The 14,993-nt window shown below is 57.7% G+C and carries 12 protein-coding genes; 7 read left to right on the forward strand and 5 right to left on the reverse strand.

Annotation, left to right across the window (positions count from 1 at the left end):
• Positions 1-15 precede the first annotated feature (15 nt).
• Entirely contained in the window at positions 16-1,347 is a 1,332-nt protein-coding gene (locus ACL2XP_RS21275; protein WP_413735166.1) for an MFS transporter, read from the reverse strand.
• A gap of 490 nt (positions 1,348-1,837) precedes the next feature.
• On the opposite strand from ACL2XP_RS21275, the gene garD reads away from it, so the two are divergent.
• The gene (gene garD, locus ACL2XP_RS21280; RefSeq protein ID WP_413735167.1) at positions 1,838-3,412 is read left to right on the forward strand and encodes a galactarate dehydratase; all 1,575 of its coding nucleotides are present in this window, start codon (positions 1,838-1,840) and stop codon (positions 3,410-3,412) included.
• A gap of 404 nt (positions 3,413-3,816) precedes the next feature.
• The gene (locus tag ACL2XP_RS21285) at positions 3,817-5,163 is read left to right on the forward strand and encodes an enolase C-terminal domain-like protein (RefSeq protein ID WP_413735168.1); all 1,347 of its coding nucleotides are present in this window, start codon (positions 3,817-3,819) and stop codon (positions 5,161-5,163) included.
• A gap of 176 nt (positions 5,164-5,339) precedes the next feature.
• Here the strand turns inward: ACL2XP_RS21285 and ACL2XP_RS21290 are convergent, their stop codons facing one another.
• Positions 5,340-6,497: a CdaR family transcriptional regulator gene (locus ACL2XP_RS21290; protein ID WP_413735170.1), complete on the reverse strand. Its 1,158-nt coding sequence runs from the start codon at positions 6,495-6,497 to the stop codon at positions 5,340-5,342.
• A 430-nt stretch (positions 6,498-6,927) separates the two neighbouring features.
• Here ACL2XP_RS21290 and ACL2XP_RS21295 point away from each other — a divergent pair, with 430 nt between their 5' ends.
• The gene (locus ACL2XP_RS21295; protein WP_413735172.1) at positions 6,928-7,218 is read left to right on the forward strand and encodes a hypothetical protein; all 291 of its coding nucleotides are present in this window, start codon (positions 6,928-6,930) and stop codon (positions 7,216-7,218) included.
• Positions 7,219-7,434: 216 nt separating this feature from the next.
• On the opposite strand, the gene degP is transcribed toward ACL2XP_RS21295, so the two are convergent.
• Together degP and dgt are read right to left on the reverse strand one after the other, a co-directional pair.
• On the reverse strand, positions 7,435-8,868 hold the full coding sequence (gene degP / locus ACL2XP_RS21300) for a serine endoprotease DegP (protein ID WP_413735173.1): 1,434 nt from the start codon (positions 8,866-8,868) through the stop codon (positions 7,435-7,437).
• 163 nt (positions 8,869-9,031) lie between these two features.
• On the reverse strand, positions 9,032-10,546 hold the full coding sequence (gene dgt, locus ACL2XP_RS21305) for a dGTPase (RefSeq protein ID WP_413739247.1): 1,515 nt from the start codon (positions 10,544-10,546) through the stop codon (positions 9,032-9,034).
• A gap of 176 nt (positions 10,547-10,722) precedes the next feature.
• On the opposite strand from dgt, the gene mtnN reads away from it, so the two are divergent.
• From mtnN to ACL2XP_RS21320, 3 genes are all read left to right on the forward strand, one after another.
• Positions 10,723-11,424, forward strand: a complete 702-nt coding sequence (mtnN, locus tag ACL2XP_RS21310) for a 5'-methylthioadenosine/S-adenosylhomocysteine nucleosidase (protein WP_413735174.1) — start codon at positions 10,723-10,725, stop codon at positions 11,422-11,424.
• A gap of 179 nt (positions 11,425-11,603) precedes the next feature.
• Complete coding sequence (btuF, locus tag ACL2XP_RS21315; RefSeq protein ID WP_413739248.1) at positions 11,604-12,389, forward strand: vitamin B12 ABC transporter substrate-binding protein BtuF; 786 nt, start codon at positions 11,604-11,606, stop codon at positions 12,387-12,389.
• Positions 12,386-13,006, forward strand: a complete 621-nt coding sequence (locus ACL2XP_RS21320; RefSeq protein ID WP_413735175.1) for a TRIC cation channel family protein — start codon at positions 12,386-12,388, stop codon at positions 13,004-13,006. Before btuF ends, ACL2XP_RS21320 begins: the two co-directional genes overlap by 4 nt.
• An 80-nt stretch (positions 13,007-13,086) precedes the next feature.
• On the opposite strand, the gene erpA is transcribed toward ACL2XP_RS21320, so the two are convergent.
• On the reverse strand, positions 13,087-13,431 hold the full coding sequence (gene erpA / locus ACL2XP_RS21325) for an iron-sulfur cluster insertion protein ErpA (protein ID WP_413735177.1): 345 nt from the start codon (positions 13,429-13,431) through the stop codon (positions 13,087-13,089).
• Between the two features lie 255 nt (positions 13,432-13,686).
• On the opposite strand from erpA, the gene hemL reads away from it, so the two are divergent.
• A complete protein-coding gene (gene hemL, locus ACL2XP_RS21330) occupies positions 13,687-14,967 on the forward strand; it encodes a glutamate-1-semialdehyde 2,1-aminomutase (protein ID WP_413735178.1) in 1,281 nt (426 codons plus the stop codon).
• The last annotated feature ends 26 nt before the right edge of the window (positions 14,968-14,993 follow it).

Raw genomic sequence — 14,993 nt, forward strand, 5'->3', positions numbered from 1 at the left:
CCAGGCCCGACGAGATTAGGATTTCACCAGCACCAGCCGCTTGATTTCGCCGACCACCACCAGGTAGCACAGCATCGCCGCCAGGGCGGAGCAGCCGACAAAAATCAGTGCGGCGTTAAATGAATGTAATTCCTTGACCATATAGCCGATAGCCAGCGGCGTCACGATGGAGGCGACGTTGCCGAACACGTTGAAGATGCCGCCGCACAGGCCGATAACTTCTTTCGGCGCGGTATCGGCAATCACCGGCCAGCCCAGGGCGCCAAAGCCTTTACCGAAGAATGCCAGCGCCATCAGCGCCACCACGATGATCGTATTGTTGGTGTAGTTACACAGGATAATGCTGGTGGCCAGCAACATGCCCAACACGATCGGTATTTTACGCGCCACGGTCAGCGAATGGCCGCGCTTGATAAGGATGTCGGACACCACGCCGCCCAGCACGCCGCCGGCGAAACCGAACAGCGCCGGGATTGAGGCAATCAGGCCCACTTTCAGGATCGACATGCCTTTATCCTGCACCAGGTAGATCGGAAACCAGGTCAGGAAGAACCAGGTAATACTGTTGATAAAATACTGGCCGAAGAAAACGCCAAGCATCATGCGGTTGGTCAGCATCTGCTTCACGTAATCCCATTTCGGTCCGTCTTTTTTGCCGTCTTTGGGCGCATCCATATCGACCATGGCGCCGCCGGCGGAGATATAATCCAGTTCCTGCTGCGAAACGCCTGGGTGTTTATTCGGGTTTTGAATGTATTTAATCCATACCAACGTCATGATGAAACCCAGCACGCCCATGACGGTGAAGACATGTTCCCATCCCCAGGTAAAGGTCAACCAGCCCAGGATGGGTGAAAATATAGCCAGGGCGAAATACTGCGCCGAGTTAAAAATCGCCGATGCGGTACCGCGTTCAATGGCGGGGAACCAGGCGGCCACGATGCGGGCGTTGGCCGGGAAGGAAGGCGCCTCGGAAAAACCCAGCATAAACCGCAGGATAAATAGCGTCATCGCGCCGTAGGCCAACGGGAACCAGCCGACAAAACCTTGCAGCAGGGTAAATAATGACCAGAAAAACAGGCTATAGGTATAAACACGCTTGGACCCGAAGCGGTCCAGCAGCCAGCCGCCGGGGATCTGCATTATCAGGTAGGCCCAGCCGAACGCGGCAAATATTTGCCCCATTTGGCCGGCATCCAGGCCCAGATCTTTGGCGACGTTGCTACCGGCGATGGAGAGAGTAGCCCGGTCGGCATAATTAACCGCAGTGACCAAAAATATAATCAATAAAATAACATAACGAACATGTGTTTTGGTTCTAGTGGTTCTCAGAGGTAATGTGCTCATTGAATATGCTCTAATCAGACGATAGGCTACTGGCAATGCAAAAAATATCGCTACACTATTTTTGCGCTGCGCACCGTTATCTTAAGTTAATAGTAATCTCGCAAGAGTCTTTTTATTTCACCGGCTATCCGGCTTGTGTTCTATTACAGTGGCACGCTTAGTATAAAAACCATCGCCTAAAATGACACTGTGCATAAGCACAATAATTAGGGGTTATATCATCATTTATTTAGTCAAAGACACGTGAAAGCACGACGGTCGTCACGTTATCTTGCCTACGGTGGCGGCCTTGGCGGATGAAGGGTGATTGCTATCACAGTATGTATGCCATACGCCTAGTAATCATGCGTTATAAAACGCCAAAATCAGTCATTTGCACAATGAGTAGTCCGGATATTCCGCATATAATATCCTCATCACCCGTATTGTTATCACCACTAGTCTGTTCATTCGGGGTTATAAAAACTGATTAGTATTTGCGGAGACGTTTATGTCATCAACAATAATGACCAATGCGGAAAAAGCATTGTATATCAAAGTTCACGTCGACGATAATGTCGCTATTATCGTGAATAATAATGGTTTACCGGCCGGCACCCAATTTTCAGACGGCCTGACGTTAATTGAGCATGTCCCGCAAGGGCACAAGGTCGCCTTGCGCGATATCCCCGCCGGCGGCGATATCATAAGATATGGCGAAGTTATTGGTTATGCCATGCGGGATATCAAACTGGGCAGTTGGATCGATGAATCGCTGGTCGAGATGCCGAAGGCCCCGGCGCTGGAAACCCTGCCGCTGGCCACCAAGGTCCCGCCGACGCTGCCGCCGCTGGAAGGGTATACTTTTGAAGGGTATCGCAATGCCGACGGCAGCGTCGGTACCAAAAACCTGCTGGGCATTACCACCAGCGTGCAATGCGTGGCCGGCGTGGTTGAATACGTGGTTAAACTGATTGAACGCGATCTGTTGCCAAAATACCCGAATGTCGACGGCGTGGTCGGACTCAGTCATCTGTACGGCTGCGGCGTGGCCATTAATGCGCCCGCCGCGGTGGTGCCGATTCGCACCATCCATAATATCGCCCTTAATCCTAATTTCGGCGGCGAAATCATGGTGATCGGCCTGGGCTGCGAAAAGTTGCCGCCCGAACGCCTGCTGGCCGGTACCGAGGATCAAATTCCCATCGCGGTGGAACGACCGGGAGTGAGCATCACCCGTTTACAGGACGAGAAACACGTGGGCTTCAAGTCCATGGTGGATGATATTCTGCGGGTGGCGGAAGATCATCTGCAACGTCTGAATTCCCGCCAGCGCCAAACCTGTCCGGTATCCGATCTGGTGGTGGGTACGCAGTGCGGCGGCAGCGACGCGTTCTCCGGCGTTACCGCCAATCCGGCGGTGGGTTTTGCCTCGGACCTGCTGGTGCGCTGCGGCGCCACGGTCATGTTTTCCGAAGTCACCGAAGTACGCGACGCTATCCATCTGCTGACGCCGCGGGCGGCTGACGAGCAGGTCGGACGCCGGATGCTGGAGGAAATGGCCTGGTATGATAACTACCTTGACGATGGCAAAAGCGATCGCAGCGCCAATACCACCCCGGGCAATAAAAAAGGCGGTTTGGCCAATATCGTGGAAAAATCGCTCGGATCTATTGCAAAATCGGGCACCAGCGCCATTGTGGAAGTGCTATCCCCCGGCCAGCGTCCGACGAAAAAGGGACTGATTTTCGCCGCCACCCCCGCCAGTGATTTTATTTGCGGTACCCAACAGATGGCCTCGGGCATTACCGTACAGGTATTTACCACCGGCCGCGGTACCCCCTACGGTTTGGTTGCCGTGCCGGTGATCAAGATGGCGACGCGCGACGCGCTGGCCGATCGCTGGTTTGATTTGATGGATATCAGCGCCGGGTCCATCGCCACCGGCAGAGCGACCATTGAAGACGTGGGCTGGCAATTGTTTGAACTGATCCTGGATATCGCCAGCGGCCGTAAGAAAACCTGGTCCGATCAATGGGGTATCCATAATGCGCTGTCCGTATTCAACCCGGCGCCGGTGACCTGATTGCCACTTAATTACCTTTGACACTTGTAGAACTTTGGCCGGTAGTCCCGGCCTTTTTTATGTTTAGCGATAGCGATCACAGCACCCTGTTCTTTTGCCTGAAAACCTGACGTATTATTTTTTTCCATTAAGTCATTAGCACAATGTGCAGCTCCCCTGCAAAACTTATACTTCCTTTCTCGATAGCGGCCCCGTAATGTTTCCGGCCGAAAAATGACAGCGCTACCATCATCTCATGGCAAATACGCGCTCATGGCTGTGCGCCGGTTGCGGCGGCGTGTTTTCCGGTTCTTTGCGCTATTGCGCTATAAAGAAAATTCACGGTCGGCGGCCCGCAAGACGCCGATTATCTTAGGCATGCTGATGCGTAGAGCAACCACTATTAGCTACGACAGGAGAAAATAATGGATAACGGCGATTTTTCCGGCGCACCCATAGTGACGGCGATGCAGGTCATTCCGGTGGCGGGCCATGACAGTATGTTGCTGAATATCGGCGGCGCCCACGGAGCCTATTTTACCCGCAATATCGTAATTCTGACCGATAACGCCGGACGTACCGGCGTAGGTGAAGCCCCCGGCGGCGAGGTGATTCTTACTACGCTGCTCGACGCGCGCCAGCGGGTGATTGGCCAGCCGCTGGCGACGCTTAACCGCATTGTGCATGACGTACACCAAGGACATGTGACGGATGACTTCGACTCGTTCGGCAAAGGCGCCTGGACCTTTGAGCTGCGGGTTAACGCGGTGGCCGCGCTGGAAGCCGCGCTGCTGGATTTGCTGGGCCAGCACCTCGGCGTGCCGGTGGCGGAACTGCTGGGGCCGGGCAAGCAGCGCGATAGCGTACCGGTGCTGGGTTATTTGTTTTATGTCGGTGATAAGAACCTGACCGATTTGCCTTATGAGGCCACGCCGGCAACGGCGTCCCATGAGTGGTATCGCCTGCGGCGCGAGGCGGCCATGACGACCGAGACGCTGGTGCGCCAGGCGGAAGCCGCCCAGGACCGCTATGGGTTCAAGGATTTTAAGCTTAAGGGCGGCGTGCTGGCCGGTGAAACCGAGATCGAGTCGGTGACCGCGCTGGCCAAACGTTTTCCGGATGCGCGCATTACCATCGACCCCAACGGTGCCTGGTCGCTGCGGGAAGCTATCAGCCTGTGTAAAAATATGCGGGGCATTTTGGCTTATGCCGAGGACCCGTGCGGCGCCGAGCAGGGTTTTTCCGGGCGTGAGGTGATGGCGGAGTTCAAGCGCGCCACCGGTCTGCCGGTAGCGACCAATATGATCGCTACCAATTGGCGTGAGCTCAATCATGCGGTACAGCTTAATTCGATCGATATTCCTTTGGCCGATCCGCATTTCTGGACGTTGCAGGGCGCGATCCGCGTGGCCCAGCTGTGCGATGAGTGGGGTTTGACCTGGGGTTGCCATTCCAATAATCATTTTGATATTTCGCTGGCGATGTTTGTGCAGGTGGGCGCCGCGGCGCCGGGCAAGCCGACCGCGTTGGATACGCATTGGATTTGGCAGGAAGGGGAGCATTTGACCAAGGAACCGCTGCAAATCATTAACGGCGCCGTGGCGTTGACGGATAAGCCGGGGCTGGGGGTGGAGATCGATATGGCGCTGCTTGAGAAGCAGCACGATCTTTATAAGAAGATGCCTTCGGGTGCGCGCAATGATGCGGCGGCGATGCAGTATTTGATCCCGGGCTGGACGTTCGATCGCAAGCGGCCGGCGCTGGTGAGGTGAGAGGGGGTTACGGGAGCGCGGGGCGCGCCCCCTTTAACAGGCTCGCTGCGGGTTTGGTGCCGGCGGGTCTACCATGCCGTGGGGCGCTCCGGCGGCCAGGAAAACCATGGCCGCTTCGACCCCTACGGCATGGTCCCCCTTTAACAGGCTCGCTGTGGGACCGGTGATAGCGGGACTTAGGCTTCGTCATCCAGTTGCAGGGCAATGTAGAGCAGCAGGCGGTCGTCGAAGTTGGCCAGATCCAGGCCGGTCATTTCCGAGATGCGGTTCAGGCGGTACTCCAGCGTGTTGCGGTGTATAAACAGCGCTTTGGACGTTGGCGTCGGCTGGACGTTATGGCGAAACCAGGCGATTAACGTGCGGCGCAGCAGGCCGTTATTATCCATCGCCTTGAGTTTGGCCAGCGGACGCACCAGTTCACTGGCCTGCCAGCCGCCGCGCAGGCTGTCGAGCAGTACCGGCAGCATCAGGTCGGGATAAAAATAACGGCGTTGTTCAGGCAACCGCTGCTTGCCCACCGCCATGGTGGTGCGGGCGGTGCGCCACGACCGCGCGATGCCGCCGGCGCCGGGGAAATAGTTGCCCAGGGCGATACGGACCCGCAAACGACTGCTTTCGGTCATGCGCGAGAATAGCGTATCCACCCGGCGGCGATGTTCTTCCGCATCCCAGCGGCCGTGGCTGTTTAATGCCGGTTTCAACACCACCATTTCCGTAAGCGAAACAATCGCGATCAGGTTATCCCGCTCCGGCGTGGTCAACAGGGTCTGCAACTGCTGCAATTCCGCCATGGCGCTGTCCACGCCAAACTGGCCGCTGTCCACTTCCACTACCGCGGCCACCCGGGGCTGGTTGATATCAATCCCCAAGCGCTGCGCCCATTCAATCAGCGCCGGAGTGACTTCCTCGGCGCGGATCAAATTAAGCACCAGTTCCTCGCGCAGCCGGCTGTCCTGCGCCAGCATGTGCAGTAAACGCGCCTGCTCCAGCATCATTTCCGCCGTCATGCAGACCAGTTCACCGTATTGCCTTAGCTGGCTGGGATTGCCGGTCAAACCAATAACGCCGACAATATTGCCATCGATTTTGAGCGGCAGATTAATCCCGGGACGCACCCCATGCAGATGCCGTGCCACCCCGTCGTCGATATCCACTACCCTGGCCTGGGACAATGCCAGTAACGCTCCCTCATGCAATTCACCGACACGTTCTTCGTCGCCACTGCCGATAATCCGGCCCCGGGCATCCATCACGTTGATATTACTGTCGATAATTTGCATTGTTCTTGCCACAATTTCTTGTGCCAGTTTCGCATCAAGATGATATGTAGCCATCCTGTCCCCCATCCCGTTAAGCCCTTTGCCCTATTGTATACGCGCGCCGACGCTCATACATTGTGCAAACGCATAAAGGAGAGTCTTACTCACTAATTTTGTGGGGGATATCACATTCTGATCGCGAAAAAACGTATCGCCACAGGCACGCAACTCAAGCCCCAACCCGCAGCGAGCCTGTTAAAGGGGGAGCATGCCGATGGGGCCGAAGCGGGCATGATTTTCCTGCCCGCCCGAGCGCCCCACGGCATGGTAGACCCGCTATCACCCAACCCGCAGCGAGCCTGTTAAAGGGGGAACATGCCGATGGGGCCGAAGCGGGCATGATTTTCCTGCCCGCCCGAGCGTCCCACGGCATGGCAGACCCGCTATCACCCAACCCGCAGCGAGCCTGTTAAAGGGGGACCGTGCCGATGGGGCCGAAGCGGGCATGGTTTTCCTGCCCGCCCGAGCGCCCCACGGCATGGTAGACCCGCCGGCACCGGACCCGCAGCAGGCCCTGTTAAAGGGGGACCGTGCCGATGGGGCCGAAGCGGGCATGGTTTTCCTGCCCGCCCGAGCGCCCCACGGCATGGTAGACCCGCCGGCACCGGACCCGCAGCAGGCCCTGTTAAAGGGGGAGCATGCCGATGGGGCCGAAGCGGGCATGGTTTTCCTGCCCGCCCGAGCGTCCCACGGCATGGTAGACCCGCTATCACCCAACCCGCAGCGAGCCTGTTAAAGGGGGACCGTGCCGATGGGGCCGAAGCGGGCATGGTTTTCCTGCCCGCCCGAGCGCCCCACGGCATGGTAGACCCGCCGGCACCGGACCCGCAGCAGGCCCTGTTAAAGGGGGAGCATGCCGATGGGGCCGAAGCGGGCATGGTTTTCCTGCCCGCCCGAGCGCCCCACGGCATGGTAGACCCGCCGGCACCGGCCCCGCAGCGGGCGGCGGCTCTTACTGCGCCAGCAAATAAATCGTCGTATCGCCGCGCTGCACATTTAACGCCAATACCGGCGGTTTGGTATCCAAAATCTTACGCAACTCGCCCAAATTCTGCACCGGCTGCTGATTGACCCCCAGGATAATATCGCCCTTCTTCAGGCCAACTTTCGCCGCGGTACTGCCGGCCTTGACATTATCCACCTTGACGCCTTTCTGATCGCCATTTTGGGTATTACTCAAATCCGCCCCTTCAATGCCGGTAAACACAAACCCTGAATCCACCTGCGATTGCGTACTTTGCTCCAGGGTCACCACCACATTCAGGGGTTTGCCATCGCGCAGCAAGCCCAGTGAAACCTTCGTACCGACCGGCAGCGAACTGATATCGGCCCGGAACGCGGCAAAACTACCGATCGCCTTACCATTCATCGTCGCGATAATATCGCCGGCCTTGACCCCGGCCTTAGCCGCGGCCGACTTAGGCAACACCTGGCTGACAAATGCGCCGCGCTGGGCATCGACATTCATCGCCTTCGCCAGTTCGGGATTCAACTCGGCACCCAAAATGCCGATCTCGCCGCGCCTTACCTGGCCATATTCCACCATCTGCGCGGTCAGGTTTTTCACCATATTGCTGGGAATGGCAAAACCGATACCGATATTGCCCCCGTCCGGCGCCAGAATCGCGGTATTGATGCCTATCAGCTCGCCGTTCAGGTTAACCAGCGCCCCGCCGGAATTCCCGCGGTTGATGGCGGCATCGGTCTGGATAAAGTTCTCGTAATTTTCAGTATTCAGCCCGCTGCGGCCCAACGCGGAAACAATGCCCGACGTAGCCGTTTCCCCCAGCCCGTACGGATTGCCGATGGCCACGGTATAATCCCCTACCCTCAGCTGTTCCGAATCGGCCATTTTAATCGCGGTCAGATTTTTAAAATCAATCAACTGCACCAGCGCCAAATCCGAGCGGGGATCTTTGCCGATGATTTTGGCATCGAACCGGCGGCCATCGTACAGCTGAATCTGGATTTTGGTCGCGTCATTCACCACATGATTATTAGTTACCACATAACCTTTCCCGGCATCGATAATCACCCCGGCGCCCAGCGCCATGAATTTCTCTTTAGCCGGCGGGGTATTGCCGTCGCCTTCACCGCCGCCGCCCTGGCATAGGGGGGACGCCTGGAAAGGCGAACCATCCTGGCACAGCGGCGAATCTTCGCCGAAAAATTGCTGGAATTGCTCCGGCACCCGCGCCGAACTGACCGGGGCGCTGCCTTCAACACTAATACTGACCACCGACGGCATCACCTTCTCCAGCATGGGGGCCAGACTCGGGAGTTGCTGGTTGGTCGAGGCGGTTTCCGCCGCGAAGGAGGACACGGGACTCAGCGCCAGCCCCAAACTTAACGCCAGCGCACTCAGGACCAAATTCGTTTTTTTCATCTAGTGTTGTCTCGACTATGAGTATCAGGTAATTATGCAGACCCATTGCTGTGGTCATATCCGTGAGATTAATGAAATAACCCGAAGTTCAGTGCCAAAAAAGTCACAATGGTAAATAAATATTGGGCCAGTTTACAAAAATCCACCCTATTTCCTGGCCGGTTTACTCCGCGGCCATTAACCGCCGGTATTCATCCCACGCATAAAGATCGGTCATACCACTAATATAGTCCTGAATTAAACGCGCCCGATAATAAAATTCCATCATCGGCTGCTGGCGCTGCGGATAGTGGCTTAATTGCGCTACCGCTTCACCATATGCCAGGCGATGCTTGGTGGACAGTTTATGGAACAGGCGGGTGGGAATCATATAATCCCGGTGATAATCCTTCGCCACCAGCTCTTGAAATGCCGGCAAAGGCATCTCCAGCAAAGGGTTGTAAATCTCCAGCAGGCCGCTTATCACCCGATAGCCCTGCAATTCAAGTTGCTCGACTTCGGGATGATTGAACACATGTTTAAAAGCGACCGCTTTAAATATTTTCAGCAATCGGTAAGCCGGACTGGAGTCTTCCAGCAGCGCCTGATTAAAATAGCCGTCGAATATCGGCGAGATATTATCTAAAAAACGCTGCGCCGCATGGGGCACCAGGCAGGCCACGGTATTGACCCGCAAATACATAAAGAACTGGTCGCCGCTGCGCAACCCCTGACTACGCTTTATCTTATCAAATACCTGCACGACCACTTGCTGGAACAAATCGCCTTTTTCCACCGGCCCCCATTCTTCATGCAGATAGTTATAAAGCTGCTCGACGGTAAAGATCTTTTTCTCCACCGCATCTTCCAGATCGGCAATGCAATAAGAGATGTCATCGGCGGCTTCCATAATATAGGTCAGCGGAAAGCGATGGAATTCGCCCAACGATAACTGCGCGCGCAATGTTTTGACATACTCTTCCTCAGCCAGATAATAACCCGGTTTTTTCATCAGGTAGCTGAACTGCGCCGGAACCTCGCCCCGCCAGTAGGCCGGACGGGTATATTTCAGAATACAGCCCACCTGGGCATAAGTCAGATTGAGCTTAAGCAGGCTATGTACCATGCGGATCGCCTGGGCATTGCCTTCAAAATGGCACAGATCGAGGCGTATCCGGCTGCGCAGAGCATTATCGTCATCCTGGCCGGCGCGCAGTTGCAACACCTCCACCCGGCAGCGGTCGTTGCCCTGGGCCTCATTGCCCAGGCCCGCGATATCCAGGCGCTGGCCGAACCAGTCGTTGATCGCCGCCTCGCCGAAATGGCCGAACGGCGGATTGCCGATATCATGCATCAGGCAGGCCATTTCCACGATGCTTTCGCAGGGCGCTTCCAATTGCTCCAGCCCCAGCGGCGCAATGCGTTGTTCGCGTTTCAATTGATGAAAAATTTCTTTTACGATATGCCGGCCCACCTGCTGGACTTCCAGGGAATGGGTCAGGCGCGAGCGTACCGCGGCGTTACGCTCCAAGGGAAATACCTGGGTCTTTTGCTGCAACCGGCGGATAGCGGCGGAGTTGATAATACGTCCGCGATCGCTTTCAAACTGGCGAATGACGCTATATTCATCCGATGCGGCAATGGGAGAACTGAATGGGCGCTGAAAACTGAGTTTCTTGCTAAAGTCGATTGCGGACATCATGATCCCCCCGATTTATTTCCTTAGCTACCGTGATACCCATACCCGGCGTTAAATGCAACCGTAGCGGTAATTATTTCCTGTCGCCAGGCATGCTAGAATAGCAGCCCTGGCAAGCCGCCACGTTATTATTGAGTTTTATTTATCAACTCCTTACTTACCAAAAGGGCAACACGATGAGAGTAGGCATTATCGGCGCGATGGAACAAGAAGTGGCCCTGCTGCGCGATCAGATCGAAAACCGCACCACCTGGCAACAGGCGGGATGCGAAATTTACAGCGGCCGGCTGCACGGGGTCGACGTGGCGCTGGTGAAATCCGGGATCGGCAAGGTTTCCGCCGCGCTCGGCACGACGCTCTTATTGGATCATTTCCATCCCGACCTGGTGATCAATACCGGTTCGGCCGGCGGTCTGGCGCCCACGCTTAACGTCGGGGATATCGTCGTCTCCACCGAAGTGCGTTACCACGATGTGGATGTCACCGCCTTCGGCTACGAGCCGGGACAAATGGCGCAATGTCCGGCGGCTTTTCCGGCTGCCGAGGCGCTGATCGCCCTGGCGGAAAAATGCATAGCCCGGCTGGATCAGCATGCGGTGCGCGGCCTGGTGGTAAGCGGCGATGCGTTTATCAACGGCGCCGCCCCGCTAAACCATATCCGCACTACCTTCCCCATGGCGATTGCGGTGGAAATGGAAGCCACGGCCATTGCCCATGTATGCCATCTGTTCGCCGTGCCGTTTGTCGTGGTGCGCGCCATTTCCGATGTAGCGGATCAAGCCTCGCACCTGAGTTTCGATGAGTTTCTGGCGGTGGCGGCCAAACAATCCAGCCGCCTGGTGGCAGCCATGCTGCAAACCCTGGCACAGGCGAGCTAATGCCGGCATCCCGGCGAACGGCGCTGCGTTCAATCTCCCCGCGTCCGGCATGCCCGCGTAGTGGTTATGTCCGGCGCCGTGGTTTCCCGGTTACGTTGCGCGTCCGTCTGGCGGCGCTGCGCGCCATCTTGGCCGGCCTGGCGCTAAGCCCGGGAACCTGGCTGCCGGCGGCCCTGCTGATGCTGCTGGCCGCGCTGCCCGCCGCAGCGGCGCAGCGGGTGATAAGCCTGGCGCCGCATACCACCGAACTGGCTTATGCGGCGGGCATGGGCGATGTGCTGGTGGCCGCCAGCGCCTGGTCGGATTATCCCCCCGCCGCCAAACGGCTGGAGCAGGTCGCCTCATGGCAGGGCATCAATGTCGAACGGGTACTGGCGCTCAAGCCGGACCTGATCCTGGCCTGGCGCGGGGGCAACCCGCAGCGCCAGTTGGATCAACTGGCGGCCTTCGGCATCCCCATTATCTATATCGACCCGCTCAGCGTGGAAGATATGGCCCGCGCGCTGGATAACCTGGCCGGCTACAGCCCGCATCCCGAACAGGCCCGCCAGGCGGCCCGCGCGCTGCGCCGACAGGTGGCGGACCTGAAACAGCGTTATGCCGGCAATCCCGCCACGCGGGTGTTTTTGCAATTCGGCGCCCAGCCATTGTTTACCGCCGGTAAACAGACGCTGCAAAGCCAGATTTTGTCCCTGTGCGGGGCGCGCAATATCTTTGCCGACAGTCCGGTGCCCTGGCCGCAAATCGGCCGCGAGCAGGTATTGGCCCGCCGACCGCAGCTAATCGTGATTGCCGGCGATAAGGCGCGCATTCCCGTCACCCAAGCCTTTTGGCGGCCGCAGCTGACCGTGCCGGTTATTGCGCTGAACGAAGATTGGTTTAACCGCGGCGGGCCGAGAATCCTGCTGGCGGCACAACAACTTTGCCAACAATTGGCCTCCGCCCCCACGACTGGAGCACAATGATGCTGGGCTTTCTCGATGTCCTCGGCACGGCGGTATTCGCCGTCTCCGGGGTGCTGTTGGCAGGAAAACTGCGCATGGACCCGTTCGGCGTGCTGGTGCTGGGCGTGGTGACCGCCGTGGGCGGCGGAACCATCCGGGATATGGCGTTAAATAACGGTCCGGTATTCTGGGTCAAGGACCCGACGGATCTGGTGGTGGCGATGGTGACCTGTTTTGTCGCCATACTGACCATCAGGCAGCCGCGGCAACTACCAAAATGGATACTACCGGTACTGGATGCCATCGGTCTGGCGGTATTTGTCGGCATCGGGGTGAATAAAGCCTTCGCCAGCGGCACCGGCCCGCTGATCGCCGTCTGCATGGGGGTGATTACCGGCGTGGGCGGAGGCATTATCCGCGACGTGCTGGCGCGGGAAATCCCGATGATCCTGCGTACCGAGGTTTACGCCACCGCCTGCATCATCGGCGGCATCGTCCATACCACGGCCTTTCATACGTTCCATGTCAGCGCGCAGCACGCGTCGATATTGGGCATGGCGATTACCCTCGCCATCCGTCTGGCGGCGATCCGCTGGCATTTAAAACTGCCCACCTTCGAGCTGGATAACAAGCCCTGATTGGCGCCCGCGTCAAACCGCGGGCAAAAAAATACCGGCGCGGCAAGCCGTACCGGTACCCTAACCATCAACGCCGCCCGTCAGATGCTAAATGACGATCCGCAACCGCAGGTGGTCTTGGCATTTGGATTGGTGACGATAAAACGCGAACCCTCCAGCCCTTCGGTATAATCCACCGAACCGCCGATCAGGTATTGCAGGCTCATGGGGTCCACCACCAGCGCCACGCCCTGTTTTTCGATGGTCAAATCGTCTTCGTTGATTTTATCATCGAAGGTAAAACCATACTGGAAGCCGCTACAGCCGCCGCCGGTGATATAAACCCGCAATTTCAGGTTCGGGTTTTCTTCATCCGAAATCAGGTGTTTCACTTTTTTTGCCGCTGAATCGGTAAACTGTAAAGGCAGTGCCGCCGTTTCGCTCATTTATCTACTCCCAACCAAGTTCATCAGGCTGAAGGCACAACAACCTAATGTGAAATGTCATTATCCGCTACCTGGCAATAACGTTCAAGTATTGCGCGTTCAGGATATTTTGTTTACCGCTGCGTGCTTTCCCACGCAGGGTAACGCATGGAATAAAAGTTACGTCCGTAACGCTCGACAAAGATGTCTTATTGCCGGTCAGTTTATTACACTATGGCGAGTAACGCTTTTTATTTGCCATTCAGGAGCCGGTTCATGAGTCAATCCGAAAGTCTGTACGCCCAGGCGCAGCAACTGATCCCCGGTGGGGTGAATTCTCCGGTGCGCGCCTTTAACGGCGTCGGCGGTACGCCGCTGTTTATCGCGCGGGCGGACGGCGCCTGGTTGTACGATGTGGACGGAAAAGCCTATATCGATTATGTCGGGTCCTGGGGACCGATGGTGCTGGGCCATAATCACCCGGCGGTGCGCGACGCGGTGCTGGAAGCCGTCGGGCGCGGCCTGAGCTTCGGCGCGCCCACCGCCATAGAAGTCAACATGGCCGCCCTGGTCACGGAGCTGGTGCCGAGCATGGATATGGTGCGCATGGTGAACTCCGGCACCGAAGCCACCATGAGCGCCATACGCCTGGCGCGGGGATATACCGGGCGCGATAAAATCATCAAGTTCGAGGGGTGCTACCACGGCCATGCCGACGGTCTACTGGTCAAGGCCGGCAGCGGCGCGCTGACCCTCGGCCAGCCCAGCTCGCCGGGCGTGCCGGCGGATTTCGCCAAACATACCCTGACCTGCACGTTTAACGATCTGGATTCGGTGCGCCAGATGTTTGCGCTTTATCCCCGGGAAATCGCCTGTATTATCGTCGAACCGGTGGCCGGCAATATGAACTGCGTGCCGCCGCTGCCCGAGTTCCTGCCCGGACTGCGCGCCTTATGCGATGAGTTCGGCGCGCTGTTGATTATCGACGAAGTGATGACCGGTTTCCGGGTGGCGCTGGCCGGCGCCCAGGCCTATTACGGCGTGGTGCCGGATTTGACCTGCCTGGGTAAAATCATCGGCGGCGGCATGCCGGTGGGCGCCTTCGGGGGCCGGCGCGAGGTCATGCAGGCGCTGGCGCCCACCGGACCGGTCTATCAGGCCGGTACGTTGTCGGGCAACCCCATCGCCATGGCCGCCGGTTTCGCCTGCCTGACGGAAATCTCCCGTCCCGGCATTTACGCCACGCTCTCCGACCTGACCGATCGCCTGGCCGATGGGCTGCTTAATGCCGCGCGGGATGAAGGCATCCCACTGGTAGTGAACCATGTGGGCGGCATGTTCGGCATTTTCTTTACCGATGCGCCCGCCGTCACCAGCTACCAGGACGTGATGGCCTGCGACGTGGAGCGGTTCAAACGCTTCTTCCATATGATGCTGGCGGAGGGCGTCTATCTGGCGCCGTCGGCGTTTGAAGCCGGGTTTATGTCCCTGGCCCATAGCGACGAGGATATCCAACGCACCGTCGACGCCGCCCGCCGCAGCTTCGCCAAACTGTAGCCGTACCCGCGCCGGGCGTTCAGGCC

This window comes from Sodalis sp. RH21 (genome assembly GCF_047324175.1).
GTDB lineage: Bacteria > Pseudomonadota > Gammaproteobacteria > Enterobacterales > Enterobacteriaceae > Acerihabitans.

Bases quoted from the DNA above. Each gene is read 5' to 3' on its own strand.
- btuF (WP_413739248.1), top strand. From the start codon at position 11,604: ATGCTGCTGGCCGCGCTGCCCGCCGCAGCGGCGCAGCGGGTGATAAGC.
- ACL2XP_RS21275 (WP_413735166.1), bottom strand. From the start codon at position 1,347: ATGAGCACATTACCTCTGAGAACCACTAGAACCAAAACACATGTTCGT.
- mtnN (WP_413735174.1), top strand. From the start codon at position 10,723: ATGAGAGTAGGCATTATCGGCGCGATGGAACAAGAAGTGGCCCTGCTG.
- ACL2XP_RS21295 (WP_413735172.1), top strand. From the start codon at position 6,928: ATGGTTTTCCTGCCCGCCCGAGCGCCCCACGGCATGGTAGACCCGCCG.
- garD (WP_413735167.1), top strand. From the start codon at position 1,838: ATGTCATCAACAATAATGACCAATGCGGAAAAAGCATTGTATATCAAA.
- degP (WP_413735173.1), bottom strand. From the start codon at position 8,868: ATGAAAAAAACGAATTTGGTCCTGAGTGCGCTGGCGTTAAGTTTGGGG.
- dgt (WP_413739247.1), bottom strand. From the start codon at position 10,546: ATGTCCGCAATCGACTTTAGCAAGAAACTCAGTTTTCAGCGCCCATTC.
- ACL2XP_RS21290 (WP_413735170.1), bottom strand. From the start codon at position 6,497: ATGGCTACATATCATCTTGATGCGAAACTGGCACAAGAAATTGTGGCA.
- erpA (WP_413735177.1), bottom strand. From the start codon at position 13,431: ATGAGCGAAACGGCGGCACTGCCTTTACAGTTTACCGATTCAGCGGCA.
- hemL (WP_413735178.1), top strand. From the start codon at position 13,687: ATGAGTCAATCCGAAAGTCTGTACGCCCAGGCGCAGCAACTGATCCCC.
- ACL2XP_RS21320 (WP_413735175.1), top strand. From the start codon at position 12,386: ATGATGCTGGGCTTTCTCGATGTCCTCGGCACGGCGGTATTCGCCGTC.
- ACL2XP_RS21285 (WP_413735168.1), top strand. From the start codon at position 3,817: ATGGATAACGGCGATTTTTCCGGCGCACCCATAGTGACGGCGATGCAG.